The organism is Arthrobacter globiformis, assembly GCF_046536215.2.
Taxonomy (GTDB): Bacteria; Actinomycetota; Actinomycetes; order Actinomycetales; family Micrococcaceae; genus Arthrobacter; species Arthrobacter globiformis_E.
On sequence record NZ_CM143421.1, the window covers coordinates 3,571,688 to 3,598,608 of the forward strand.

Below are 26,921 nucleotides of genomic sequence, written 5' to 3' on the forward strand. Positions count from 1 at the left end.
CATGAGCGTGACAGTCGATACCAAGCTGGAGCTCGCCCGGGGCCTCTACATCGGCGGCGCCTGGGAGCAGGCGTCCGACGGCGGCACCTCCACTGTGCGCTGTCCGGCGGACGGGCGCGAGGTGGCGGTGGTCGCCAGGTCGACGGCGGAGGACGCGGAGCGGGCGATCGCCAGTGCACGGGCCGCGTTCGATCACGGCCCGTGGCGCCGGCTGACGGACATCGAGCGGGGTGCGGTGATGCTCCGCGTTGCGGACCTGCTGGAGCGGGACAAGGCTGCGTACGCCAGGGCCGAGGCGCTGGACACGGGCAAGCGGCTTGTCGAAGCCGAATACGACATCGATGACATTGCCGCGTGCTTCCGGTATTACGGCAAGGTTGCGGGCCTGGACGCCGGCAGGGTGATCGACACCGGCCGGGCGGATGCCATCAGCCGCGTGGTCTACGAACCGCTCGGAGTCTGCGCCCTCATTGCACCGTGGAACTACCCGCTCCTTCAGGCCGCCTGGAAGGTCGCCCCCGCACTGGTGGCGGGGAACTCGTTCGTGCTCAAGCCCAGCGAGCTCACGCCGTCCACCTCGATCCTGCTCATGGAGACCCTCGCAGAAGCCGGCGTCCCCGCCGGCGTCGCGAACCTGGTCACCGGTACCGGGTCCAAGGTGGGCGGCCCGCTCAGCTCCGACCCGCGAGTCGACCTCGTCTCCCTGACGGGAAGTTTGGCCACGGGGCAGACGATCATGGCCGCGGCCGCGGAAACGGTGAAGCGGGTGGCGTTTGAGCTGGGCGGGAAGAACCCGAACGTCGTGTTCGCGGACGCGGACTGGGATGCCGCCGTTGATAACGCCCTGACCGCGGTGTTCCTGCACTCGGGCCAGGTCTGCTCGGCAGGGGCGCGGCTGGTCGTCGAGGAGACCATCGCCGAGCGTTTCGTGGCCGAGGTCGTGGAGCGGGCGAAGAAAATCCGGATGGGCGGCCCCTTCGATCCGGCCGCCGAGACCGGGCCGCTGATCTCGGCCAAACACCGGGACCAGGTCCACGCCTACGTCCAGGCCGGCATCGCGGAAGGCGCCGAACTGTTGTGCGGGGGCTACATCCCCGACGACGGGCCGCTCGCCGACGGGTACTTCTACCCGCCGACCGTGCTCGGCAACTGCCGGTCCGGGATGAGCGTGCTCCTGGAGGAATCCTTCGGCCCGGTGCTGACCGTGGAGACGTTCCGGACCGAAGCCGAGGCGGTCGCGATCGCCAACGACACCGAGTACGGCCTGGCCGGGGCCGTGTGGACCTCGGACGCGTCCAAGGCGCAGCGGGTCGCGGGGGCGCTGCGGCACGGAACGGTGTGGATCAACGACTACCACCCCTACGTCCCGCAGGCGGAATGGGGCGGTTTCGGGAAGTCCGGGATCGGCCGTGAGCTCGGCCAGGCCGGGCTGGCAGAATACCGCGAGGCCAAGCACATCTGGCAGAACATCGCCCCGGCCCCCAGCGGCTGGTTCGGCGCAGCCGGCTAGGCATCAACTTTGGGGGAGACGGCCGGGCGCCGCAGGCGCGGTGCCCGGCCCGTCGATACACCCGCGTGATTCCAACTGCATTCGGTTTCACGTGCGTGTAGTGTTACCCGCGTCCAAAGGCGGCCGCGGGTCATCACCATCGTGCTTTTCTGACTTAGGAGTTCAGATGTTGGAACCCAGCAAGAGTACTGATTCAAGCGGCATGGACGAGTTCGGCTATGCCCAGACCCTGGACCGGAGCATCGGCAAGTTTGCCAGCTTCGCCGCCGGCGTCAGCTACATCTCCATCCTGACCGGCGTTTTTCAACTGTTCTACTTTGGTTTCTCCATGGCCGGCCCCGCCTACGCGTGGTCCTGGCCCATCGTTTTCGTCGGCCAGCTGATGGTGGCGCTGTGCTTTGCCGAACTGGCAGGCCGCTACCCCGTGGCCGGCTCGGTCTACAACTGGGCTAAGCGCCTCGCCTCCGGGACCTCGGCCTGGCTCGCCGGCTGGCTCCTGCTGCTGTCCTCCATCATGGCGCTGGGGTCCGTGGCGCTGGCACTGCAGATTACCCTGCCGCAGCTGTGGTCCGGATTCCAGATCATCGGCGACGGCACCGGCACGTACGACTTCGCCCTAAACGGAGTTCTGCTCGCCACCATCATGATCACCATCTCCACCCTCATCAACGCGTTCGGCGTGAAGCTCATGACCCGAATCAACAGCATCGGCGTGTTCGTCGAGCTGATCGCGGCCGTGCTGCTCATCCTCGCGCTGGCCTGGCACGTGGCCCGCGGGCCCGAGGTCTTCTTTGATACCGCCGGCTTCGGCGAGGGCCATGACCTCGGCTTCTTCGGGGTCTTCCTCATCGGCGCCATGGCCTCCGGCTACGTCATGTACGGCTTCGACACCGCCAGCTCCCTCGGCGAGGAAACCAAGGACCCGAAGCGCACGGCCCCCAAGGCCATCCTGCGCGCCGTCACCGCGTCCTTCCTGCTGGGCGGGCTGATCCTGCTCTTCGGCATCCTGGCCGCGCCGGACCTCACCGACCCCAAGATCGGTGCTGCCGACGGCGGCCTGCAGCACATCGTGCTCTCGGTCCTGGGCGGCCCCTTCGGCAAGGCCTTCCTCGTGTGCATCGTGGTTGCCGTGGTGGTCTGCACGCTGGCCGTGCACGCCGCCGCCATCCGGATGATGTTCGCGATGGCCCGGGACAACAACCTGCCCTTCAGCCGGCAGCTCAGCAAGGTGGACCCGGTCCGCAAGACCCCCACCGTGGCGGCCATCGTGATCGGCGTCCTGGCCGTCATCCCGCTGCTCGTCAACATTACGCAGCCCGCGATCTTCACCATTCTGTCCAGCATCAGCATCGTCCTGATCTACCTGTCCTACCTGCTGGTGACCGTCCCCATGCTGCGCAAGCGACTGGTGAAGAAGTGGCCGGGCGCCGGAGACCACTCCGAGACCGGTTTCAGCATGGGCAAGTGGGGACTGCCCGTGAACATCCTCGCGGTCCTGTGGGGCGGCGCCATGACGCTGAACCTGATCTGGCCGCGCCCCGAAATCTACAACTCGGTGCCGCCGTTCGAGTGGTACCTGCAGTGGGGCGGGGTCCTCTTCGTCGCGGCTGTTGCCGGCGGCGGGGCGCTGCTCTACCGCCTGAAGATCAGGCACCAGACGGGCGTCCTGGCCGAGCACGCCGCTGCGGTCCCTGTCCAGGTCCCGGCCCAGTTTCCCGCGCAGGTCCCGGTGGCTGCGCAGGAGCCGCCGGCCCGCGCCGACACCGGCACCACGGCGAGCGGAATGTCCGGTCCTCGGGACGGGGATTTCGAACCGCAGCAAGTCGGTTAGATTGGGCTGAGGTGCCGCAGCCAAAGGGCCCCCGGGCCCAGGAAAGGAATGTGACCTCATGGTTCATAAAGTGAAGGCAGTTGTTGTCAGGGCGAAGGATGCTCCGGTGTCGGTGGAGACGATTTTGGTGCCGGATCCGGGTCCGGGGGAGGCTTTGGTTGATGTTCTGACGTGCGGGGTGTGCCATACGGATTTGCATTACAAGCTGGGTGGCATTGGTGATGAGTTCCCGTATCTGTTGGGTCATGAGGCCACCGGTGTGGTGTCTGCGGTGGGTGAGGGTGTCACGGAGGTTGCCCCGGGTGATCGGGTGATTCTGAACTGGCGTGCGGTGTGCGGGCAGTGCCGGGCGTGTGCGAAGGGCCAGCCGCAGTACTGTTTCAACACGGCCAACGCGACGCAGAAGATGACGTTGGAGGACGGCACGGTGTTGTCGCCGGCGCTGGGGATCGGGGCGTTCGCGGAGAAGACCCTGGTCGCCGCGGGCCAGTGCACCAGGGTTGATGAGGATGCCGATCCGGCGGCGGTGGGTTTGCTGGGCTGTGGTGTGATGGCCGGGATCGGGGCGGCGATCAACACCGGTGAGGTCCGGCGTGGCGAGTCGGTGGCCGTGATCGGCTGCGGCGGGGTCGGGATCGCGGCGATCGCGGGCGCGAAGCTGGCCGGGGCGACGACGATCATCGCCGTGGACATTGACGAGAACAAGATCCAGATGGCCAAGTCGCTGGGGGCGACGCACGGGGTGAACTCCCGCACCTCCGACCCGGTGGAGGCGATCCGGGAACTCACCGGCGGGAACGGCGCGGACGTGGTGATCGAGGCCGTCGGACGCCCGGAAACCTACAAGCAGGCCTTCTACGCCCGTGACCTCGCCGGCCGCGTGGTGCTGGTGGGTGTCCCTACCCCGGAGATGGTCCTGGAGCTGCCGTTGCTGGACGTGTTTGGCCGGGGCGGGTCGCTGAAGTCCTCCTGGTACGGGGACTGCCTGCCCTCCCGCGACTTCCCGATGCTGGTCTCGCACTACAAGGCCGGGAACCTGGACCTGGACGCGTTCGTGTCCGAACGGATCACCATCGACCAGGTCGAGGAAGCCTTCGACAAGATGCACGAAGGCAAGGTCCTGCGCTCCGTCGTGGAGATCCAGCCCGCCACCGCCACCCGGCCCGCACCAGCCCAGGGGGCATCCGCATGAGCGTCACGATCGAAAACCTCGTCACCTCCGGCACGTTCTCGCTGGACGGCGGGACCTGGGATGTGGACAACAACGTCTGGATCGTCGGCAACGATGAGGAGTGCGTGGTCATTGATTCCCCGCACGACGCGGCCGCGATCATCAACGCAGTCCGGGGCCGGAAGGTCCTGGCGATCCTGCTCACGCACGCGCACAACGACCACATCGGCGCCGCCCGCGAACTCGCCGAGACCGTCGGTGCCCCTGTCTGGCTGAACCCGGAGGACCAAGTCCTCTGGGAGCAGGTGTACCCCGGCACCACCCCGGACCGGGACATCACGGACGGGGACGAGTTCCACGTGGCCGGGGCGGTGCTGGAGGCGATCCACACCCCGGGCCATTCACCCGGGTCCACCTGCTTCCACCTCGCAACCGAGGGGACCGTGTTCACCGGCGACACCCTGTTCAACGGCGGACCCGGAGCCACCGGGCGGTCCTACAGCGACTACCCCACCATCCTGACCTCCATCCGCGAACGGCTCCTCACCCTCCCCGCGGACACCATCGTCAGGACCGGACACGGCGAGAACACCACCATCGCCGCCGAACGCGAAACCCTCGCCAAAGCAGACCTGTAACAGGTGGCACAGTAAGAAGTAAGACAAGATCGCCACACATAAGGCGCGCCAGGAATGCCTGGCGCGCCTTCCTGGCGATCAAAACAGGCACGAATTCAGCCGGTAAGGAAGTTGGAACAATGAAGTTCGGGAAGCAGCCCGCCCCCGTCGCGGACATCAACGAGGACGAGCTCGAAGTCCACAAGCCGAAGACCGAAGCCGCCGGCGTCAAAGCCGTGATGGTGGCGCTGGAGCGCGCCGTGGCGCAGGCCGGCGTGACCCGTACGGCGCAGTCGCTGCTGCGGCTGAACCAGCGCGGCGGTTTTGACTGCCCGGGCTGTGCGTGGCCGGAGTCGGACAAGAAGCGCAAGGCCGCCGAGTTCTGCGAAAACGGCGCCAAAGCCGTGGCCGAGGAAAACACGCTGCGGACCGTCGGGGCTGAGTTCTGGGCCAAGCACTCCATCGCCGAGCTGTCGGAGAAGACCGAGTACTGGCTGGGAAACCAGGGCCGGCTCAGTGAACCGGTGGTCATCCGGGAGGGGGAGACGCACTACTCGCCGATCTCCTGGGCGGACGCCTTCGAGCTGATCGGGGAGCACATCCGGGCCAGCACGCCGGACCGCTGCGTTTTCTACACCTCGGGCCGCACGGCCAACGAGACGGCGTTCATGTACCAGTTGTTCGCCCGGTCCCTGGGCACCAACAATCTGCCGGACTGCTCCAACATGTGCCACGAGTCCTCCGGTTCCGCGCTGAACCCCACCATCGGCATCGGCAAGGGCACGGTATCGCTGGATGACATCCACGACGCCGAGCTGATCTTTGTGGTCGGGCAGAACCCGGGCACCAACCACCCCCGCATGCTGTCCGCACTGAAGGAATGCAAGGACAAGGGCGGCAAGGTGGTGGCTGTGAACCCGCTGCCCGAGGCCGGCCTGTTCAACTTCCGCGATCCGCAGACGCTCTCCGGCGTGGTGGGCGGCGGCACGCCGCTGGCGGACGAATACCTGCAGATCAAAGTGGGCGGCGACCTCGCACTGTTCCAGGCACTGGGCCACCTGCTGCTGCAGGCCGAAGAGCAGAACCCGGGGACCGTCGTCGACCGTTCCTTCATTGACGCGCAGACCGATGGCTTCGACGCCTACGTTGAAGCCCGCCAGGAACTGGACTGGGACGAGACGGAGCGCGCCACCGGCCTGTCCCGCCAGCAGATCGAGACCGTGGCCGGCATGCTGGTCAAGTCCAAGGCCAGCATCTTCTGCTGGGCGCTGGGCGTGACCCAGCAGCCGCACTCGGTGGACACCATCAAGGAAATGGTCAACGTCCTGCTGCTGCAGGGCAACTTCGGCAAGCCCGGCGCCGGCGCCTGCCCGGTGCGCGGACACTCCAACGTCCAGGGCGACCGGACGATGGGCATCTGGGAGAAGCCGAAGGAATGGCTGCTGGAAGCCCTCGACAAGGAATTCGGCATCCAGTCCCCGCGGCACCACGGCCACGACGCCGTCGAGTCCATGGAGGCGTTCGAGCGCGACGAGGTGGACGTGTTCGTGTCCATGGGCGGGAACTTCTCGCTGGCCTGCTCGGACACCGAGACCCTGGAAGCCGGGATGCAGCGCATCGGCCTGACGGTGCACATCTCCACCAAACCCAACCGGTCGCATGTGGTGCACGGCCGCACCTCGCTGATCCTCCCCACGCTGGGCCGCACGGACAAGGACGACAAGCACCCCAAGGGCGCCCAGTTCCTGTCCGTGGAGGACTCAATGTCCGTGGTCCACTCCACCCAGGGCCGGCTGCAGCCGGTGTCCGACCACCTGCTCGCCGAGCCCGTGATCGTGGCCCGCATGGCCGAGGCAACCTTTGGCCCGGACCACTCGGTGGACTGGAAGGCCATGGCCGAGGACTACGACGTGGTCCGGGACCACATCGCCCGGGTCCTGCCCGGGTTCGAGGACTTCAACGCCCGGGTCCGGACCAAGAACGGCTTCGTGCTGCCCAACCCGCCGCGCGACACCCGCTCCTTCGCGACCGACATCGGCCGCGGCCGCTTCACGGTCAGCCCGCTGGAGTACCTCACGCCGCCGGCCGGCCACCTGGTGCTGCAGACCATCCGCAGCCACGACCAGTACAACACCACGTTCTACGGCCTGGACGACCGCTACCGGGGCATCTCCGACGGCCGCCGCGTGATCCTGGTGCACCCGGAGGACCTCGCAGAACAGGGCTTCAAGGACCGCGACCTCGTGGACGTGGTGAGCACCTTCCAGGGCAATGACCGCCGCGCAGAGAAGTTCCGGCTGGTGGCCTACCCGACGGCCAAGGGCTGCGCCGCGGCCTACTTCCCCGAGGCCAACGCCCTGGTCCACAAGGAAAACGTGGCCCGGGTGTCCAACACCCCCGGCTTCAAAGCCATGTTCGTCCGCTTCGAGCCGCACGCGGTTGGGGTTGCGGAGCAGGCTGAGCTGGTGGCGGCCACCCCGTCCTGACCCTTTCCAAACCCCGACGGCTCAGCCGGCTGGCGGGCTCAATCGGGGCCGGTCCTACGGGCCGTGCCCCGGTTGAGCGCCAAATGACCACCCAGGAACCCGGCGCCTGCGACCACCGCGTTCCCCGCCAGCCCAAGCCCCACGCCGAGGGAATGCCGGCCGCGCAGCCGGGCTATCAGCGAGCCCAGGAACAGGAAGATGGCAACGTCGGTGCCGAGCGCGTGCACTGCGCCTATCCGGCGCTCGGCGCCCGTCATCCCTGCCCAGTCCCCGGCTCCCGCGATCGAGGTGGGCCCGGCCGCCAGCACCCCCGCTGCGACCAGGAGCGTGGCCCCGGGACGGGCCTGGCCTCCACCGGCCAGGTCGAGAATGGAAGCCCCGGTCCAGCACCCAAGCGTCAGGTCAGTAAGCGGGGGATGGGCGGAATGCCCGAGGACATCCGTATGGAACGGGCTGCGCCGGGCCCACGCGGGTATCGGGCCGTAGACGAGCTCCTGGGCGGCGGCCACCTTTTCCGAAACAGGGCTCGCGCCCACTGCCCGGGACAGGCGCTGCGGCAATGACAAGGCATTCACGCTCACCCGCTACGCCCTCCCGCCAGCTCTGGACAGGGGCAACAACGACGGCGACACCCCGGTAATCCGGAGTGTCGCCGTCATCCCCAACCGCCCCCTAACCTCGCAAGCTCGGCCAGGGAACCCTGCGGCCGTGGGCCCAGTTCAATTAGGGTCAGGGCGGGGTTACGGCAAAGCTCAAACAGCGTTAGCCGCGGAGGCGCTCCATTCCGGGGTCGAACAGCGGCTCGGCGCTGACCGTGGCAGCAACGCGGCGGCCGAAGTACTCGATCTCCACGGCGTCGCCCTCCGAAACAGCGGCGGGCAGCCAGGCGTAGGCGATCGGCTTGCGGATCGAGTAACCGTACGCCGCGCTGGTGACGTAACCGGACGCTACCCCGCCCACGTACACGGGTTCCTTGCCGATCACGATGGACGTGCCGTCGTCGACCGTCAGGCAGCGCAGCACCTTCTCGGCCGGCTGTTCCTTGAGCGCCGCCAGGGCCTCGGCCCCCACGTAGCCCTCCTTGTCCTTCGCCACCGAGAAGCCGAGGCCGGACTGGTACGGGTGGTGCTCGGTGTTCATGTCCGTGCCCCAGAGCCGGTAGCCCTTCTCCAGGCGCAGGCTGTTGAAGGCGCCGCGGCCGGCGGCGATGATGCCGTGCTCCTGTCCGGCTTCGAAGAGCAGGTCCCAGAGCTTGAGGCCATATTCGGCGGTGGTGTACAGCTCCCAGCCCAGTTCGCCCACGTAGGACAGCCGCATGGCCGTGACGGGGATGCCGCCCACCGAAATTTCCTTGGTGCGGAAGTACTTCAGGCCGTCATTGCTGAGATCGTCGGCGCTGACCTTGCCGATCACTTCGCGCGCCAGCGGGCCCCACAGGCCGATGCAGCAGGTGCTGCCGGTGATGTCAGTGACGTGCACCCACTTCGCGGGGTCGGCGGCCGACTGCTTGCGGGCCTCCACGCGCAGGTAGTCGAAGTCCACGTTGCTGTTCACGCCGAGCTGGAAGTCCTCTTCCCCGAGCCGTGCGACGGTCACGTCGCTGCGGATGCCGCCGTCGTGCTCCAGCAGCAGGCAGTAGGTGACGGCCCCCGGCTTCTTGGCGATGTTGCCAGTGCTCAGCCGGTGCAGCAGCGCCTGGGCGCCCGGGCCGTTGACGGCCAGCCGCTTCAGCGGCGTCATGTCGTAAAGCGCGACGGCGGTACGCGTCTTCCACGCCTCGGCCGCCGAAATGGGGGAGGAGAACATGGCGGCCCAGGGCTCGCGTTCGGGCGTCTGCCACTCCGCCGGCAGTTCGTCCAGCAGCGGGCGGTTGGCCTCAAACCAGTGCGGGCGCTCCCAGGCGGAGGCCTCGAGGAAGAACGCGCCGAGTTCCTTCTGCCGGACGTTGAACGGGCTGACCCGCACGTCCCGCGGGGATTCCTTGGGCTGCAGCGGGTGCAGGACGTCGTAGATCTCCACGAAGTTCTGCTGCGAGGTTTCGCTGACGTACTCGTCGCTGGTCTGCACCTTTTCGAAGCGGGTGAGCTCGGTGCCGTGCAGGTCGGTGCGGGAACGGCCCTCGATGAGCAGTTCGGCCACGGCCTTGGCCACACCTGCGGAGTGCGTCACCCACACCGCCTCGGCAACGAAGAAGCCCGAGAGGTCCGGGGCTTCGCCGATCAGCGGTCCACCGTCGGGGGTGAACGAGAAGATGCCGTTGAAGCCGTCCTCGATGGCGGCGCTCCGCAGTGCCGGCAGCAGGTCCTGGCTGTCTTCCCACGCGGGCACGAAGTCTTCCAGGGTGAAGTCCAGGCGCGACGGCATCCGGTGGTCCGACATCTCCTCGGCGGACACCTTCGGCAGGGCGGACATGTCCACCGGCATCGGGCGGTGGGCATAGCTGCCGATGCCGATGCGCTCGCCCCACTCGCGGTAGTACAGGTCCCTGTCCTGGTAGCGGAGGATGGGCTTCTGGGCTCCGCTGGGCAGTTCGTTCACGCCCTTGAGCTCAGGCAGCGGGGTGGACTTGACGTACTGGTGGGCCAGCGGCAGCAGCGGCACCTCGAGGCCGATCATCTTGCCGAGCTCACGGCCCCAGAAACCGGCGCAGGAGACCACGATGTCGGCAGGAATCACGCCCGAGGACGTCTCGACGCCGGTGACCTTGCCGCCCCACTGGGAAATGCCGGTGACGGTGGTGGAGCCGAGGTAGGTCACGCCGAGCTCCCGGGAGCGCTCGATCAGCAGCTGCACGGCACGGGCAGCCAGGGCCAGCCCGTCGGTGGGGATGAGCAGGCCGCCCAGGACCTCGCGGCCGCCGGTGAGCTTGCCGGTGTTCAGCAGCGGGTAGATCTTCTCGCATTCATCGGCGTCGACGATCCGGCTTTCGACGCCCCAGGAGGTCATCACACCCATCTTGCGCTTCAGGTCGGCCAGGCGCTCGGGAGTGGTTGCCAGTTCCAGGCCGCCCACCTGGTTGAAGCAGGACTGGCCGTCCTTGCTCAGGGAGAGCAGCTTGTTGACCGTGTACGTGGCGAATTCCGTCATGGTCCGGGACGGGTTGTTCTGGAACACCAGTCCGGGGGCATGCGACGTGGACCCGCCGGCCAGTTCCAGCGGGCCCTGCTCGACGACGGTGATGTTGTTCCAGCCGCGGCTGGCCAGCTCATCCGCGAGGTTGGTGCCGACGATGCCGGCGCCGATGATGACGACGCGTGGTGATGCGCTCATGTTCAGTGGTTCTCCTGGTTCGCGTTAGCGGAAAATTAGCGGAATACGACCGTGCGGGTCTTGTTGAGCAGGACGCGGTGCTGGCAGTGCCACTTCACCGCGCGGGAGAGCGCCTGGGTCTCCGCGTCCCGGCCCACTGTCACCAGCGCGTCCGGATCCAGGGCGTGGTCCACCCGGAGGACTTCCTGCTCGATGATCGGACCCTCATCGAGGTCCGCGGTGACATAGTGTGCGGTCGCGCCGACCATTTTGACTCCGCGGTCGTAGGCCTGGTGGTACGGCTTCGCACCCTTGAACCCGGGCAGGAACGAGTGGTGGATGTTGATGGCCCGGCCGCGGAGCTTGGTGCACAGATCGTCGGACAGCACCTGCATGTAGCGGGCCAGCACCACCAGGTCGGCGTCGTATTCGGCCACCAGCTCCAGCAGGCGGGCCTCGGCCTCGGGCTTGGTGCCGGCCGTCACCGGCACATGGATGAAGGGCAGCCCGGCCGCCTCGGCCATGGGCCGCAGGTCCTCGTGGTTGGAAACAACGACGGCGATCTCCGCACCCAGGCTGCCCGCCCGCCACCGGAAGATGAGGTCGTTCAGGCAGTGGCCGAACTTCGACACCATGACCAGCAGCCGCTGCGGGCGGCCGTCGTGGATGCTGAAGTCCATCCCGAACTCGCCGGCAACGGCCGCGAACTCGGAGCTGAGGCTTTCGGCGGTCTGAGCGGCGTCGTCGCCGCTCAGCCCGTCGCCGCTCTGGGTGAACGCGGTGCGCAGGTAGAGCTTGCCGCTGACGTGGTCGTCGAACTGCTGGTGCTCCACGATGTCGAAGCCGCGGTCGGCCAGGAACGTCGTGATGGCGCGGACGATGCCCGGCCGTTCGGGACAGGCCAGGGTGAGGACAAACTCAGCGGTACGCGTCTTGGCACTGGCACCGGCTGCGGGCGCGCCTTCAAGGACTGTGGACAAGATTTTCTCCTAGGGGATAGCAGCAGCAGCGATGCAGTGGCAGGGCGGCTTAGACGTGGCCGTTCACGGTGAGCCCGGGGGGAAGGTTGGGCTCCTCTTCAGACTCGATGACCATGATGTCGCCATCGACAACAGTGACTTCGTGGGTGCGGACGGGAAGTTTGGCCGGCGGTGCATCAACCTGCCCGGTCCGGAGGTTGAATTTGGAGGCGTGCAGCGGGCACTCGACCTCACAGCCTTCCACCCAGCCGTCGGTCAGCGAGGCGTCCTGGTGGGTGCAGGTGTCGTCGATGGCGAAGAGCTCGCCTTCCTCGGTGTGGAAGACGGCGATGGGCGGCGCGGTGTTCAGGCGCAGGGCTTCCCCTGGTGCCAGTTCGCTGAGCGGGCATGCCTTGTGCATGGGGGGCCTCTTTTCTTGTTGGGAAGGTATAGGGATGAAGCTGGCGGTTTGTTCCGTATAGTTCAACAGCTGTCGTAATATGCAACAGCGTGCTTTCGATCACAGTGTTTTGTCAAGGGGTAGGGGGTCCGATTACGCGGCCGCCCTTTAATGAGTCGCCAACCCCTTGACAGTTACCGTGGCTTGGATCACGCTGTTGCATATAGCGATTGTTGTTGCGCTAAAAGCAATAGAAAGAGGGTGAAGAAATGCAGACGCTTGCGATCGTGGGAGCCTCGCTGGCCGGTCTTTCCGCCGCGAGGGCAGCCCGCGCCCAGGGCTTCACCGGACGCCTCGTCATCATCGGCGATGAAGAGCACCGTCCGTATGACAGGCCGCCGCTCTCCAAGGACTTCCTGCTCGGATCCATTACGGCCGAGGACCTGTCCCTGGAAACCGAAACTGACGACCTCGATGCCGAATGGCTGCTGGGGACACGTGCCGTGTCCCTGGACGCTGAGTCGAAAATCATCGGCCTTGCCAACGGCCAGGTTGTCCAGGCCGACGGCATCGTCATCGCCACCGGTGCACGGGCCCGTCAGCTGCCGGCCCTCGCAGGCCTGAGTAACGTCTTCTCCCTGCGCACCCTCGACGACGCGCTAAGCCTGGCGCCGGAACTGGTGCCGGGCAGCAAAATGGCCGTCATTGGGGCCGGTTTCGTCGGTGCCGAGGTTGCCTCCTCCGCCGCGTCACGCGGGATGGACGTCACCCTGGTCGACACCAAACCGGTTCCCTTTGCGGCCCAGCTGGGCATGGAGCTGGGCTCGGTGGTGGGCGGCCTGCACACCGCCAAGGGCGTCCGTCTCATCTCGTCGGCCGTCATTGAGGACTTCTATGCTGGCGAAGGAAACGTGACCGGCCTCCGGCTCGCCGACGGTACCTATGTTGCCGCTGACGTGGTGGTGGTGGGGATCGGTGCGGAGCCGAATGTTGAGTGGCTTGCCGGGTCGGGCGTGGAGGTCGACGGCGGGGTGTTGTGTGATGCGATGGGGCGCACCAGTGTTCCGGGCATTGTTGCGGTGGGGGACTGTGCTGCCTGGTTCGACGCTGCTGTTGACCGGCACCGCCGGGTGGAACACTGGACCGGTGCCCTGGAGCGGGCGGCGCTGGCTGTCCAGGCCCTGCTGGACAGTGACGCCGAGGCGCAGCCGTTGAAGCCGCCGTATTTCTGGTCGGACCAGCACGGGGTGAAGATCCAGTTCGCCGGCCACTCCGCAGGCTACGACCGACTCGACGTCGAAGCGGGGGACACTGCCGAGCACAGCCTGCTGGCCGTGTACTACCGCGAAGACGTTCCCGTCGCCGTTTTGGGCATGAACCAGCCGCGGCTGTTCACCAAGTGGCGGAGAACCCTGCTGACGGCGACGCCCAAGCCGGCAGCCGCCGTCGTACCCACAGTCCTGGCGCCGGCGGACGAACCCGCCCTGGCCGGTGCAACCGCGGGGCTTTAGCCCCCACCCTTCTGCATTTTTAGTTGTTTGTGTTTTTGATTGGAGAGCAAATTGTCTGTTGAGGTATCCACGCCGAGCCTGATCCCGACGTTGGGCGGTCATCTGTACACGGATCCGGTGATTTTCCGGGCGGAGCAGGAGCGTATTTTCGAGCAGATGTGGTTCTGCGCGATCCGGTCCTCGGATCTGGACAAGCCGGGGGCGTGGCAGACGGTGCAGATCGGCCGGGAAAGCGTGTTGATCTCGCGGACCCGCAAGGGCGAGATCCGGGCCTTCTACAACGTGTGCCGGCACCGCGGGGTGAAGCTGTGCATGGAGGAAAAGGGTGAAGCGGCCCGGAATTTCCAGTGCCCGTACCACGCCTGGACGTATGACTTCGAGGGCAAGCTGATCGCGGCCCCGAACCTGACCAAGATGCCGGACATCGACCGGGACGAGTACGGCCTGTCCAAGGTCCACATCCGTGAGTACCTGGGTTATGTGTGGGTCTGCCTGGCCGAGGAACCGCCGTCCTTCGAGGAAGAAGTGATGGGCGCGATCGAGGAACGCCTGGGCAACGTGCACGCCATCGACGGGTACGACGTCGCGAACCTGTCCGTGGGCCGCCGGATCCGGTATGACGTGAAGGCGAACTGGAAGCTGATCATTGAGAACTTCATGGAGTGCTACCACTGCGCCACGATCCACCCGGAACTGACCGAGGTCCTGCCGGAGTTCGCTGACGGCCTGGCCGCCCAGTACTTTGTGGGCCACGGGGCGGAGTTCGGTGAGGACATCAAGGGCTTTACCGTGGACGGGTCCGAGGGCCTGGACGTGATCCCGGGTGTGGCCGAGGACCAGGACCGCCGGTACTACGCGATCACGATCAAGCCGACCGTGTTCGTGAACCTGGTCCCGGACCACGTGATCATCCACCGGATGTTCCCGATGTCCGCGGACCACACGATCGTTGAATGCGACTGGCTGTACCTGCCCTCCGTGGTGGAGTCCGGCAAGGACGTCAGCGCCTCTGTTGAGCTGTTCCACCGGGTGAACATGCAGGACTTCGACGCCTGCGAACGCTGCCAGCCGGGCATGGCCTCCAAGTCCTACGCCAAGGGCGGGGTGCTGGTCCCGTCCGAGCACCACATCGGCGCGTTCCACGACTGGGTCCAGGAAAAGGTCGGCGACGTCCCGCTCTCCGGCGAAGCCCTGCTCGGCCTCACCGCCGACACCCCGCCACTGGAGCAGCGCGCCGAAACCCTCCAGCGCAAAGAAACCACCCCCACCACCTAAAACCGCTGTGATGACCCCGGACCCAGGTCCGGGGTCATCTGTGCGTGTAGCCCATCTTTGCGCTGATGGCCAGGCCGGCCTCCTGGAGGCCCTGGATCAGGCCGGGCGTGTTTTCGGGATCGAAGCGGAAGGCGGGGCCGGAGATGCTGACGGACCCGATGACCGTCCCGAAGTGGTTGTACACGGGCACCGCGATGGACGCCTCCGCCCTGCGCGTCCGGATCCCTGCCGGTTCCTGCTTCGTCTCTTGCAGCCATCAGTGGTGCTCCCGTGTTGTCGCCGTGACCAGCGGTCAGGCACTGCACCATCACGCTTACTTCACACGTTCGATCCTAGACTGCGGCGCACAACCCGGCGTCATTTAACCAACGGCGGCCGCAGCTCCGGGCGCCAGGGGAGCGCAAATGCCGGAACCGGCTCGCCCAGCTGAACGCCGCGTGGCGGGACGGCCATGACGCCGTCGGCGCTGGCCAGTCCGCGCATCATTCCGGGCCCCGTGTAGTGGACGGGAGCCGCCAAATCCTTGACCCAGCCGAACGGCATGAGCCGGGTGGATGCCCGGTGGGCGTCGATGGTTGTGCCGCACGGCACCCGGCTGATCCCGGGCAGCGGCTGGTGGCCGAGCGCGGCCAGCAGAGGGCCGCCAACGGTGAAGAGGGCCATGAGTGCGGCGAGCGGATTGCCGGGAAGCCCGACGACGAACCGGCCGTTGGGCAGTTTGCCCAAGGCCGCCGGATGGCCCGGCCGCATGGCGATGCCGTCGATGAGGAGGCGACCGCCGAGCGCCGCCACGGCTTCCCGGAAATGGTCTGCGCCCGAGCGTCCCGTACCGCCGGTGGTCACAATGACGTCGGGCCATTGCCCCATCGGCGCCTCGGAGGAGCCCAAGGCCGTGAGCCATTCCTCGTAGGAGTCCCCGATCCGGACCAGCGGTCCCGGAACACCGCCAAGCATCTGGATGACGGTGCTGAGCTGGGGACCGAAGGCGTCCCGGACCTGTCCCGGTACCGGGACCCTGGCCGTAACCACCTCCGAGCCGGTAACCAGCATTTTCACCAGTGGCTTGCCGCGGACCGTCAGCTGGTCGAACCCGGCGATGGCGGCCAGTGCGATATGCGCAGGGTTCAGGGTTGTCCCGGCAGGGATCAGGATTTCGCCGGCTACTGCTTCCTCGCCCGACTTTCGGATGTGCTGGCCCGGGCGGGGTTCGTCCGGGGAAGCCGCCTCGCCCAGCAGCAATATGGCCCGGCCGTCTGCATCCGCTGCAACGCGTCCGCTCTCAACGCGGAGCACCGCCCGGGCGCCCGGCGGGATGACGCCGCCGGTGACCACGGGACTGGCCTCTCCGCTGCGGAGCGGAGTCCCCGGTTCCGTCAGCGCCCAGGGGCCGTCACCGCTGACTGTCCAGCCGTCCATGGCGGACGAGACGTAGTGGGGCATCTCCTGAAGTGCGACGACGTCGCTCGCCAAGGTTCTGCCGTTCGCTTCCCCGAGCGGGACATGTTCCGCTCGGAGGGGGCTGGCGCAATCAAAGGCCAGGCGGCGGGCTTCCGCCCAGGTGTGCTCATCGTGGGCGGAAGAGCCGCCGGCCGCGCCCGGGCTCCCGGCGGTTCGAAGGGCTGGAGCTGTCACGGGTTGTTCCCTCGTTGGATAGTTGGCTGGTTTCGTTTCCCGAAAGCGGTGCTCCGGCGCTTACCTCCCCAGGTATTTTCAGGCCTCCGAAACACCGTTTACGGGAAACGAAACCGCTCTATGCCCGCCCTGATATTCCAAATATAGCGTAAAGATATATCAGTGCGGAAGGGGCGCAAGCGCCTGATTTTCCCCGGCCGTGACCCCAGCCGGTTCCAGCCGCACGACGACGGACTTGGACGTCGGGGTTCCGCTTGTGTCGGCCACGGAGTCCAGCGGCACCAGCACGTTGGTCTCCGGATAGTAGGCGGCGGCGCACCCCTTCGGCGTCGAATAGCTGACGATGCGGAAGTTCCCGGCACGGCGTTCGGTGCCGCGGAACTCCGAAACCAGGTCCACCAGGTCTCCGTCGGCATAACCCAGCTCGGCAATGTCCGCCGCGTTGACCAGCACCACGCGCCTGCCCCCGTGGATTCCGCGGTAGCGGTCGTCCTTGCCGTAAATGGTGGTGTTGTACTGGTCGTGAGAACGCAAGGTCTGCAGGATCAGCCGGCCGGACGGGACCCGGAGGTACTCCAGGGCGTTCGACGTGAAGTGTGCCTTGCCGGACGTCGTCTTGAATTCCCTGTTGTCCCGCGGCGGGTGCGGCAGCACGAAACCGCCGGGGTGCTGGATTCTCTCCTCGAAATTCTCGAAGCCGTCGATGACGGCCTCGATGTGCCTCCTGATCAGGGAGTAGTCATCCCGGAGCGCGGGCCAGTCGGCCACCGGCGTGTTGGGGCGGGGCTGGCCGTCCGCGTCGGTGAACACCTTGTGCGCGAGGTTGCAGACGATGGCCACCTCGGACATCAGGTGATCGCTGGCAGGCTTGAGCCGGCCGCGGGATGCATGGACGGCGCTCATGGAATCCTCCACGGTGACCCTCTGGTCACCGGAACGCTGGGTATCGCGTTCGGTGCGGCCCAGCGTGGGAAGAATCAGGGCACGCTTTCCCGTCGAGAGGTGGGAATGGTTCAGTTTCGTCGAGATCTGCACGGTCAGCCGGGTGTTGGCGAGGGCCTTCTCGGTGGCATCCGAGTCCGGGGCTGCCCGCACGAAGTTCCCGCCCATGCCCACGAACAGCCTGACGTTGCCGTCACGCATCGCGCGGATTGCGGCGACGGTGTCGTAGCCGTGCGCCCGGGGAGAACGGAACTGGAATTCCTGGTCCAGCCGGTCGTGGAAGCCCTCGGGCATCCGTTCGAAGATGCCCATGGTCCGGTCGCCCTGGACGTTGGAGTGCCCGCGGACCGGGCAGACTCCGGCCCCGGGCTTGCCAATATTGCCCTGCAGCAGCAGGACATTGACCACGTCGCGAAGGGTGGGTACCGAGTGCTTGTGCTGGGTCAGGCCCATCGCCCAGCAGACGATCGTGGAGCCCGAGGCCAGAAGGCGCTCACCGGTGGCGTTGATCTGGTCCCGGGTCAGGCCGGTCGCCTCGACGATGTCGTCCCACTGCACCTGTTCCAGTTGCGCCAGGTAGGACTCCACGCCCGTGGTGTGGTTCCTGATGAAGTCGTGGTCAAGGACGGTGGACAGGCCCGGGGTGTTCCTGCCTGCCCGTTCCGCGTCCAGCAGGTATTTCCCGAGGCCCTGGAACAGTGCCTGGTCACCACCGGCCCTGATCTGCAGGAAGTCGTCCGTCAGCTGCGTGCCCACCAGCGTTCCCGAGATGGTCTGCGGGTTCTCGAAGTGCAGGAGCCCTGCCTCGGGGAGCGGGTTGACTGACACGATGGCGGCGCCGTTTTTCTTGGCCTTTTCCAGCGCGCTGAGCATGCGTGGGTGGTTCGTGCCCGGGTTCTGGCCCGCCACGAAGATGAGGGACGCCGTTTCCAGGTCCTTGAGGCTGACGGATCCCTTGCCGATGCCAATGGTCTCCACCAGTGCGGACCCGGATGACTCGTGGCACATGTTCGAGCAGTCCGGAAGGTTGTTCGTGCCCACGCCGCGGACCAGTAGCTGGTACACGAACGCCGCTTCGTTGGAGGTCCTGCCGGATGTGTAGAAGACGCTCTGGTCCGGATCGTCCATGTCCCGGAGTTCCTGGGCGATCAGGTCCAGGGCATCGTCCCAGTCGATGGGCCTGTAGTGGGTTGCGCCCTCGTCCAGGACCATCGGGTGGGTCAGTCTTCCCTGCTGCCCCAGCCAGAAGTCGTCACGGGTCTTGAGCTCGGCGACGGAATGCCTGGCGAAAAACTCCGGGCTGACGCGGCGGCGGGTAGCCTCCTCGGCCACCGCCTTTGCGCCGTTCTCGCAGAACTCGGCGGCATTGCGCTTCTCATGTTCCGGCCAGGCGCAGCCCATGCAGTCGAAGCCGTCGATCTGGTTGACGGCCATCAGCGTCTGGACGCTGCGCAGCGGACCCATCTGCTCGAGCGAAATCTTCAGGGCGTTGGCCACCGCAGGAATGCCAACCGCCTTGGTTTTGGGTTTGCTGACGGTCAGCTTTGACTCGTCGATGTTGTGGCGGGGGGCTTTGGAGGCCATGGGCTTTTTCCTTCAGATCTTTGTGCGTTGCCTAGGGACTTTCGACGGTGACGATGTCGCCGTTCTCGCGGAAGAACATGCGGCGGCCGCCGCCGAAGGCGCGAACCAGCCAGATGATCCGGCCGTCCTCGGTCAGATCGTCGATCCAGCCGCTGTAGGGGACCGTGTGCTGCTCCAGCACGGTGACGAAATCACCGTGCTGGAGCGAATTCCAGTCGGACACGACCTTCGTGCCGGCGGGCTGAGGCGCGGTGCTGCGTGCCATCAGTGTCCTGGTTACCGCGCGAGGGCAGGCGCCGGGGCTGCGTGGAGCTGGTCGCGGGCAGCTTCGGCGGTGTGGAGGAGCAGCAGCGCGGTGGTTACCGAGCCCACGCCGCCGGGGACCGGCGTCAGCGCGCCAGCGACCGGACGGACGCTGGCTTCGTCGACGTCGCCCGCGAGCGAGCCGTCGGCGAGCACGTTGGTTCCCACATCGATGACCACTGAATGGTTCGAAACGTCCGTGCCGGTGAGCAGCCCGGTGCGGCCCGCGGCGACCACCACGACGTCGGCCGACTTGGTGTATTTCCCGAGCGGGCCGGACTTCGAGTGGCAGACCGTGGTGGTGGCGTCCTTCTGCAGCAGCAGCAGGGACAGCGGCTTGCCGACCACTGTGGAACGGCCCACCACCACCACGCTGCGTCCGGCCACCGGAATGTCGAAGTGGTCCAGGATCTCCACCACGGCCCGTGCCGTGGCCGGGGCGAAGGCCCGTTCCCCGACCGCGAGGAGCCCGAGGCTCAGCGGGTTGGCGCCGTCGATGTCCTTCTCCGGGGCGATGTACCTGACCAGCTCCTGGGTTTTGACGCCGGCCGGCAGCGGAGTCTGCAGGATGATGCCGTGGACTGCGGGATCCGCACTGAGGTCCTTCAGCACGGCGACGAGCACCTGTTCGGTGGCGTCATGGCCGACGTCGATAATCCTGCAGCCGATGCCGGCGGTCTCCGCGGCGCGCTCGATGGAGCGCACGTACCAGTGCGTGGAGCTGTCCTCCGTCGCAACCACGACGGCGAGGGTTGGGCGGGTGCCCTCCTCTGCCAGTGCCGCGGCCTGGCCGGTGGCCTGCTGCTGGATCAGTTGGGCGAGGGGCTTTCCGGAGAGCAGGGATGCCGTCATCGGAGGATCCTTTCGCGTACCTGGCGTGAGAGCGAGTCAGCGGCCAGAACGACTTTTTCTTCAAGCCCGTCGGTCTGCTCCGCCAGTGCGGCGCGTGCCTGGGCGTCCTTGATGGCCACGACGTTGATGTCGATGTTGACGCGGGCCGTGCTGGCGGCCGCCCTGGCCGCGTCGGCTGCCGCGGCGATGTCGCTGATGACATTCGGGTTGGCGATGTCCAGAAGCTCGGATGCGAGCTCCACCACGGCGCCCGACAGCCTGATCAGCCGGGCCGGCGGCTGGGCAGCCTGGGCCAGTGCCTCGTCGATGGCGGCCGCGCGCGCTGTCCGCTCAGTGTCGCTGGCGGCGGGCAGCTTGTAGGAGTCGATCACAGCCTTGAAGGCGGCTTCGTCGGCGTCGGCCAGCCCCAGCGTCTCGCCTATGAGCTGGTCCGCGGCGGCAATGATTCTGGAGGTGGTCTCGGCGTGCTGCTCATATTTGCCGCCGGTGCTGAACCGCGCCACCATCGCCACGAGGGCGGCACCCTGGGCCGCGTGCAGCGCCGCGGCCGCACCTCCACCGGGGGTCGGCTTCCGCGAGGCAAGCCTGCCAAGGTAGTCATTAATTGTTTCTGAACCGATCATTTGTCCATTCCTGGGCTGGTAGATGCTGGAGCGGAAAGGGGGCTGCACGCAGCCCGGCCCCCGTTGCGAGGATGGGCCGGGCTGCGCGCCCCCAGAGGGCCCTGCGGGCTGCTTAGCCGCGGAGCCTGGTCATCTTCGGGTCGTACAGCGGCTCTTCCGAAACTGTGGCCGTGATGCGTCGTCCGAAGTATTCGATTTCGACTGAATCGCCCACCGAAACGGTGGCCGGCAGGTAGGCGTAGGCGATCGGCTTGGCCACGGTGTAGCCGTAGGCGGCGCTGGTCACGTAGCCCACGGCCTGTTCCTTGTAGAACACGGGTTCCTTGCCCAGCACGATGGACCGGCCGTCGTCGACCGTCAGGCAGCGCAGCCGGCGGGCCGAGCCTTCTTCGGTCCGGCCTTCGAGGGCGGCCTTGCCGATGAAACTCTCCTTGGCCATCTTGACGGCGAAGCCGAGGCCGGCTTCGAATGGGTCGTGCTCGGTGGTCATGTCCGTGCCCCAGGAGCGGTAACCCTTTTCCAGGCGCAGGGAGCTGAACGCCGCGCGGCCGGCTGCGATGACGCCGAGGGGCTGGCCGGCCTGCCAGAGCGCGTCCCAGAGCCGCTGTCCGTTGTCCGCGGAGGTGTAGAGTTCCCAGCCGAGTTCGCCGACGTAGGACAGGCGCATGGCCGTGACGGGGATGCCGCCGATGACCACGTTCTTGGCCCGGAAGTACTTCAGGCCGTCGTTGGTGAAGTCGTCGTCGCTGACCTTGCCGACCAGGTCGCGGGCCAGCGGACCCCAGAGGCCGATGCAGCAGGTGCCGCCGGTGGTGTCGCGGACCTGGACCCAGTCGGAAGCGGAGCCGCTTTGGGTCTGGTGCCGGGCTGCCCTGGTGAAGTAGGCGGTGTCGATGTTGCCGTTGGCGCCGAGCTGGAAGGTGTCCTCGCTCAGCCGCGCGACGGTGATGTCGCTCCTGACGCCGCCGGCGTGGTCGAGCAGGAGGGTGTAGGTGACCGCGCCGGGCTTCTTGTCCAGGTCCGCCGTCGTGAGCTCCTGCAGCAGTTTCAGGGCGCCGGGGCCGGACACTTCCAGGCGCTTGAGCGGGGTCATGTCGTACATGGCGACGGCGGTGCGCGTCTTCCATGCCTCTGCGGCGGCGATGGGGGAGCTGAACATGTTGGACCAGGCATCCCGGGCCGGGGGCAGCCACTCGGCGGGCATTTCCTTCAGGAGCGGGGCGTTGGCTTCGAACCAGTAGGGCCGTTCCCAGCCGCCGGACTCCAGGAAGAACGCTCCGAGTTCCTTGTGCCGGGCGTGGAACGGGCTCACGCGGAGGTTGCGTGGGGAGAGTTTGGGCTGGAGCGGGTGCAGGACGTCGTAGATTTCCACGAAGTTCTGTTGCGACGTTTCGCTGACGTATTCGGGGGTGAGCTGGACTTCCTCGAAGCGGTTGATGTCGCACTCGCCGAGGTCGGTTTCGGACTTGCCCGTGGTCAGCAGTTCGGCCATCGCCTTGGCAACGCCGGCGGAGTGTGTCACCCAGACGGCCTCGGCCACGTAGAAGCCGTCCAGTTCCCTGGACTCGCCAAGGAGCGGGCCGCCGTCGGGGGTGAAGGAGAAGATGCCATTGAAGCCATCCTCGATTTCGCTTTCGGCCAGGCCGGGGAGGATCTGCTTGGAGGCCTCCCACGCGGGCAGGAAGTCCTCCAGGGTGAAGTCCAGGCGGGAGGGCATGTTGTGCTCGCTGACGGACTCGGGGGCATAGGTTCCCAGCGTGTCGACGTCCACGGGCATGGGGCGGTGGGCGTAGGAGCCGATGCCGTAGCGTTCGCCGTGCTCGCGGTAGTAGAGGTCCTGGTCCTGGTGGCGCAGGATCGGCAGGGAGGCCCCGTTCGGAAGCTCATTGCGGCCGCTCAGGGCGGGGACCGCCGTCGTCTTCACGTACTGGTGGGCCAGCGGAAGCAGGGGGACCGCCATGCCGATCATGGCGCCGATCTTGGCACCCCAGAAACCGGCGCAGGAGATGACGATGTCGGCCGGGATGACGCCCTCGGACGTCTCGACGCCGGTGACCCGCCGTCCGGACTGCTCGATGCCCGTCACGGTGGTGTTGCCGCGGTACTTCACGCCCGCGGCCTCGGTGCGCTTGATCAGCAGCTGCACGGCGCGCGCGGCGCTGGCCAGGCCGTCGCTGGGGACGTGGAGGCCGCCCAGGATGTCCTCTTCGTTCAGGAGCGGGTAGAGCTCCTTGCATTCGGCGGAGGAGAGGATCCGTCCGTCGATGCCCCAGGAGGCTGCGTAGCCGAGCTTGCGCTTGAGGTCGGCGAGGCGGGTTTCGGTGGTGGCCACTTCCAGGCCGCCCACCTGGTTGAAGCAGCTCACGCCGTCCTCGGTCAGGGACAGCAGCTTCTCCACCGTGTACTTGGCGAAGGACGCCATGGTCTTGGACGGGTTGGTCTGGAAGACCAGGCCCGGGGCGTGGGAGGTGGAGCCCCCGGGCATGTTCAACGGCCCCTGGTCCAGGACCGTGATGTTGTTCCAGCCCCGGGCGACCAGTTCGTCGGCCAGGTTGGTGCCGACGATGCCGGCGCCGATGATGACAATACGTGGCGTCGATGCCATGTGGTTTCTCCTGCGGAATTAAGTAGTGGGCTGCTTTAGCGGAAGACGATGGTGCTGGCCTGGTCGATCAGCACGCGGTGCTCGCAGTGCCACCGCACTGCGCGGGACAACGCCAGGGCCTCCGCGTCCTGCCCGACAGTGGAGAGCGTGATGGGTCCGTAGCTGTGGTCCACGCGGATGACTTCCTGCTCGATGATCGGGCCCTCGTCCAGGTCGGCGGTGACGTAGTGGGCGGTTGCGCCCACCAGCTTGACGCCGCGGTCGTAGGCCTGGTGGTAGGGGCGTGCGCCCTTGAACCCCGGCAGGAACGAGTGGTGGATGTTGATGGCCCTGCCCTCGAGGGACCGGCACAGGTCGTCGGAGAGCACCTGCATGTAGCGTGCCAGGACCACGAGGTCGATGTTGTACTCATCCACGAGCTCGAGCAGGCGCCGCTCGGCATCCTGCTTGGTTTCCGGAGTCACGGGAATGTGGACGAAGGGGAGGCCGGCGGCCTCGGCCATTGCCCGGTGCGTTTCGTGGTTGGAAACCACCAGGGCCAGGTCTCCGCCGAGGCTGCCGCCGCGCCAGCGGAAAATAAGGTCGTTGAGGCAGTGCCCGAACTTGGAGACCATGACCAGAACGCGCTGCTTGGTCTCGTCGTGGACGTTGAACTTCATCTCGAAGCGTTCCGCGATGGGACGGAACTCTGCTTCGAGCGCCTGCAGATCGTAATCCGTGGCTCCGGAGAAGGCCGTGCGCAGGTGCAGCGTCTGGCGGAGGCCGTCGTCGAACTGCTGGTGCTCTTCGATGTTGAAACCGCGCTCAAAAAGGAACGTGGTCACTGCCTGGACGATCCCGGCACGCTCGACACACGACAGTGTGAGCACGAACTTGCCGGTTTTGGTTTCCTGGGAGGCTTCGGGCTGCGCGGCCGGCCTGGTGTTTGTGGCTGTGTCCACAACGGTCATGTCGCATCCTTTAGATATATGGTTGATCACCTTATTGATATATCAGGGGTGATGGCCAGCGTATACTGGTGTGCGGATGAGGTCAATAGGTGACCCAGCGGAGAGGCGGAACGGTGGCGTTTGAAGCTTTGGCGGTGACGGAGGCCGGAGGTTCGAGGTCCCTGGCCGATGTGGCCTATGAACGGATTCGCGACAGCCTGCTGACCTTGGAAATCCGGCCCGGCGACCCGCTTTATGACGAGGGGATTGCCAAGGAGCTCGGCGTGGGGCGCACTCCGGTCAGGGAGGCCCTGAAGCGGCTTGAGGTGGACCGGCTCGTGGTGACCTACCCGCGGCGCGGCACGTTCGCGACGCGCGTGGAGGTTACGGACCTCGCATTCATCTCGGAGATCCGCGCCCAACTGGAGCCCCTCGCGGCCTCCCGCGCTGCACGGGTAGCCACCGCGGCGGCCCGTGACCGCCTGCGTCTCATCGTGGAGGAAGTGGAGGCCTTCGACGTGGAGAGCGCGTCTGTGGTGGAGACCCTGCGCCTGGACGCCCGGGTGCACCAGGGCATCTACGCCGCAGCGGCAAACCCGCACCTGGAGGACGCGCTGATCCGCTACGACAACCTGGCAACCCGCATCTGGTGCATGGTGCTGGACCGGCTGCCCAACCTTTCCCGGCACGTGCACGAGCACGTCAACCTGCTGGAAGCGGTAATCGCGGGCGATGAGGCCCGGGCAGCCGAGCTGGCCCGCGAACACGTGGACGGCTTTGAGAAGGCCGTGCGGACGGCCCTGTTTGCTGCATAGCTGTTTTGGTGCGCAGCGCTGACGACGGCGGGACGTTGCCCCGCCGTCGTTATCGCTAAAAATGTGTCCCCGTCGCTCCTGCGACGGGGACACATCCGTGTTGGGGGGTGCGGCTACCGCCACGCGTCCTGGGCGGCGATGATTTCGTGCGCCTCCGCTTCGGTGTCCACGCTCGGCATGGAGCCCGGCAGCGGGCGGCCGGCGGACTCCCGCAGGAAATAGATGGCGATCGCGCCGATGACCGACGTCGCCATCAGGTAATACGCGGGCGCCATGTCGTCCCGGGTGGCCTCGATCAGGCCCTGGACCAGGAAGGGCGTTGTCCCGCCGAAAATCGCCACGGAGAAGTTATAGGCGATGCCCATGCTGCTGTAGCGGCATGACGTGGGGAACAGCGCCGGAAGCGCGGAGGCGAGGTTGGCCACGTAGAACGTCACCGGGAAGGGCCACCAGGGACAGGCCTGCCAGAGTGGACCAGACGCTTCCGATGCCGATCAGCATGAAGGCGGGGACGGCAAACAGGATGGTGCTTCCGGCCCCGATCCACAGAACCGGACGCCTTCCGATGCGGTCCGAGAGCTTGCCGGTCAGCGGGATGCACAGCGACATCACCACGAGGACCGGGATGGTCAGCAGCGTGCCCTGGACGGGGTCGTAGCCCTTGGACTCGGTCAGGTAGGTGGGCATGTATGACGTCAGGGCGTAGCCGACGGTGTTGGCGGCCCCGGCGAGGATCATGGCCAGCACGATCTGGCGCCAGTGGCTTTTCAGAAGGCCTGCCGGGCCGCCGGCAGCCTTGTTGCCGGCCAAGGTTGCCTTCTGTGCCCCTGCCTCCTGCGCCCCCGTCTTTGCGTCAAGGGCCGCCTGGAACTGGGGGGATTCCTCGATCTTGTTGCGGAAGTAGATGGCGATCAGGCCCAGCGGCCCCGCCACCAGGAAGGGCAGCCTCCAGCCCCAGTCCTCCATGGCGGCCTCGCTGAGGGTGACCTGCAGGACCGAGACGGTGGCGGCGCCCAGGGCAAAGCCGATGTAGGAACCCATGTCCAGGAAGCTGGCGAAGAAGCCGCGGCGCTTGTCGGGGGCATATTCACAAACGAACGTGGTGGCACCGGCGTACTCGCCGCCGGTGGAGAAGCCCTGCACGAGCTTCAGGAGGACCAGCAGCGCGGCCGCCCAGACGCCTATCTGCGCGTAGCCGGGCAGGAGGCCGACGGCAAATGTGCTGGCCGCCATCAGCATGAGGGTCGCGGCGAGCACCTTCTGCCGCCCCACCTTGTCGCCAAGCCAGCCGAAGACGACGCCGCCGATCGGACGGGCAATGAACGTCGCCGCAAAGGTGCCGAGCAGGAACAGGGTCTGGACTGTCCTGTCCGCTTCGGGCAGGAACACCGGCCCCATGGTGGTGATCAGGTAGCCGAACACGCCGACGTCGTACCACTCCATGGTGTTGCCCACGATGGTTCCGCCGAGGGCCTTCTTAAGCATCCGCTGGTCCACGACATTGACGTCGGACACCGTGAGCCGGCGGGAGTACGGTCTGTCTTGACTGCTCTGATCGGTTGTGACATCACCTTTGACTGTCATGAAGGTTTCCTTACTGAGTGTTGGCGGGGGCTTGCAGGCAGCG

The 26,921-nt window shown here is 66.7% G+C and carries 19 protein-coding genes and 2 pseudogenes; 8 read left to right on the plus strand and 13 right to left on the minus strand.

Going from position 1 to position 26,921, the window contains the following annotated elements:
- Position 1: 1 nt before the first annotated feature.
- The 5 genes from R5O87_RS16035 (at position 2) to R5O87_RS16055 (ending at position 7,615) form a co-directional block, all read left to right on the plus strand.
- The gene (locus R5O87_RS16035) at positions 2-1,510 is read left to right on the plus strand and encodes an aldehyde dehydrogenase family protein (RefSeq protein ID WP_410557896.1); all 1,509 of its coding nucleotides are present in this window, start codon (positions 2-4) and stop codon (positions 1,508-1,510) included.
- A gap of 166 nt (positions 1,511-1,676) precedes the next feature.
- The gene (locus tag R5O87_RS16040; protein WP_410557897.1) at positions 1,677-3,341 is read left to right on the plus strand and encodes an APC family permease; all 1,665 of its coding nucleotides are present in this window, start codon (positions 1,677-1,679) and stop codon (positions 3,339-3,341) included.
- 58 nt (positions 3,342-3,399) lie between these two features.
- A complete protein-coding gene (locus R5O87_RS16045; RefSeq protein ID WP_462836316.1) occupies positions 3,400-4,533 on the plus strand; it encodes an S-(hydroxymethyl)mycothiol dehydrogenase in 1,134 nt (377 codons plus the stop codon).
- Positions 4,530-5,150, plus strand: coding sequence for an MBL fold metallo-hydrolase (locus R5O87_RS16050; protein ID WP_462836317.1), 621 nt, complete (start codon positions 4,530-4,532; stop codon positions 5,148-5,150). Before R5O87_RS16045 ends, R5O87_RS16050 begins: the two co-directional genes overlap by 4 nt.
- A 119-nt stretch (positions 5,151-5,269) precedes the next feature.
- Complete coding sequence (locus R5O87_RS16055; RefSeq protein WP_410555554.1) at positions 5,270-7,615, plus strand: FdhF/YdeP family oxidoreductase; 2,346 nt, start codon at positions 5,270-5,272, stop codon at positions 7,613-7,615.
- Positions 7,616-7,653: 38 nt separating this feature from the next.
- Here the strand turns inward: R5O87_RS16055 and R5O87_RS16060 are convergent, their stop codons facing one another.
- From R5O87_RS16060 to R5O87_RS16075, 4 genes are all read right to left on the minus strand, one after another.
- Complete coding sequence (locus R5O87_RS16060) at positions 7,654-8,196, minus strand: DUF2231 domain-containing protein (RefSeq protein WP_462836318.1); 543 nt, start codon at positions 8,194-8,196, stop codon at positions 7,654-7,656.
- Positions 8,197-8,377: 181 nt separating this feature from the next.
- The gene (locus R5O87_RS16065) at positions 8,378-10,885 is read right to left on the minus strand and encodes a GcvT family protein (RefSeq protein WP_410555556.1); all 2,508 of its coding nucleotides are present in this window, start codon (positions 10,883-10,885) and stop codon (positions 8,378-8,380) included.
- A gap of 35 nt (positions 10,886-10,920) precedes the next feature.
- The gene (gene purU / locus R5O87_RS16070) at positions 10,921-11,844 is read right to left on the minus strand and encodes a formyltetrahydrofolate deformylase (protein ID WP_410555557.1); all 924 of its coding nucleotides are present in this window, start codon (positions 11,842-11,844) and stop codon (positions 10,921-10,923) included.
- A gap of 49 nt (positions 11,845-11,893) precedes the next feature.
- On the minus strand, positions 11,894-12,244 hold the full coding sequence (locus R5O87_RS16075; protein WP_387098704.1) for a bifunctional 3-phenylpropionate/cinnamic acid dioxygenase ferredoxin subunit: 351 nt from the start codon (positions 12,242-12,244) through the stop codon (positions 11,894-11,896).
- Positions 12,245-12,492: 248 nt separating this feature from the next.
- On the opposite strand from R5O87_RS16075, the gene R5O87_RS16080 reads away from it, so the two are divergent.
- Positions 12,493-13,734, plus strand: coding sequence for an NAD(P)/FAD-dependent oxidoreductase (locus R5O87_RS16080; RefSeq protein WP_410555558.1), 1,242 nt, complete (start codon positions 12,493-12,495; stop codon positions 13,732-13,734).
- A gap of 51 nt (positions 13,735-13,785) precedes the next feature.
- A complete protein-coding gene (locus R5O87_RS16085) occupies positions 13,786-15,009 on the plus strand; it encodes an aromatic ring-hydroxylating oxygenase subunit alpha (protein ID WP_410555559.1) in 1,224 nt (407 codons plus the stop codon).
- Positions 15,010-15,043: 34 nt separating this feature from the next.
- On the opposite strand, the pseudogene R5O87_RS16090 reads toward R5O87_RS16085, so the two are convergent.
- The 8 genes and pseudogenes from R5O87_RS16090 to purU (R5O87_RS16125) form a co-directional block, all read right to left on the minus strand.
- Positions 15,044-15,208: pseudogene (locus tag R5O87_RS16090) on the minus strand (IclR family transcriptional regulator domain-containing protein); the annotation flags it as partial.
- Positions 15,209-15,366: 158 nt separating this feature from the next.
- Entirely contained in the window at positions 15,367-16,641 is a 1,275-nt protein-coding gene (locus R5O87_RS16095) for a molybdopterin molybdotransferase MoeA (RefSeq protein WP_410558494.1), read from the minus strand.
- Positions 16,642-16,800: 159 nt separating this feature from the next.
- A complete protein-coding gene (locus tag R5O87_RS16100) occupies positions 16,801-19,167 on the minus strand; it encodes an FdhF/YdeP family oxidoreductase (protein WP_410558495.1) in 2,367 nt (788 codons plus the stop codon).
- Between the two features lie 31 nt (positions 19,168-19,198).
- Positions 19,199-19,432 (minus strand): hypothetical protein, encoded by a 234-nt coding sequence (locus R5O87_RS16105; protein WP_410558496.1) that lies wholly within the window; start codon positions 19,430-19,432, stop codon positions 19,199-19,201.
- Positions 19,433-19,443: 11 nt separating this feature from the next.
- The gene (locus R5O87_RS16110) at positions 19,444-20,322 is read right to left on the minus strand and encodes a bifunctional 5,10-methylenetetrahydrofolate dehydrogenase/5,10-methenyltetrahydrofolate cyclohydrolase (protein WP_410558497.1); all 879 of its coding nucleotides are present in this window, start codon (positions 20,320-20,322) and stop codon (positions 19,444-19,446) included.
- The gene (locus R5O87_RS16115) at positions 20,319-20,945 is read right to left on the minus strand and encodes a cyclodeaminase/cyclohydrolase family protein (RefSeq protein WP_410558498.1); all 627 of its coding nucleotides are present in this window, start codon (positions 20,943-20,945) and stop codon (positions 20,319-20,321) included. The genes R5O87_RS16110 and R5O87_RS16115 overlap by 4 nt, the downstream gene beginning before the upstream one ends.
- Positions 20,946-21,057: 112 nt before the next feature.
- Positions 21,058-23,550 (minus strand): GcvT family protein, encoded by a 2,493-nt coding sequence (locus tag R5O87_RS16120; RefSeq protein WP_410558499.1) that lies wholly within the window; start codon positions 23,548-23,550, stop codon positions 21,058-21,060.
- Positions 23,551-23,585: 35 nt separating this feature from the next.
- Positions 23,586-24,500, minus strand: coding sequence for a formyltetrahydrofolate deformylase (purU, locus tag R5O87_RS16125; RefSeq protein WP_410558502.1), 915 nt, complete (start codon positions 24,498-24,500; stop codon positions 23,586-23,588).
- A 113-nt stretch (positions 24,501-24,613) separates the two neighbouring features.
- Between purU (R5O87_RS16125) and R5O87_RS16130 the strand changes: the two genes are divergently transcribed.
- Positions 24,614-25,294: a GntR family transcriptional regulator gene (locus R5O87_RS16130; RefSeq protein ID WP_410558505.1), complete on the plus strand. Its 681-nt coding sequence runs from the start codon at positions 24,614-24,616 to the stop codon at positions 25,292-25,294.
- 113 nt (positions 25,295-25,407) lie between these two features.
- Here the strand turns inward: R5O87_RS16130 and R5O87_RS16135 are convergent.
- Positions 25,408-26,878 (minus strand): annotated as a pseudogene (locus R5O87_RS16135) (MFS transporter).
- Positions 26,879-26,921 lie beyond the last annotated feature (43 nt).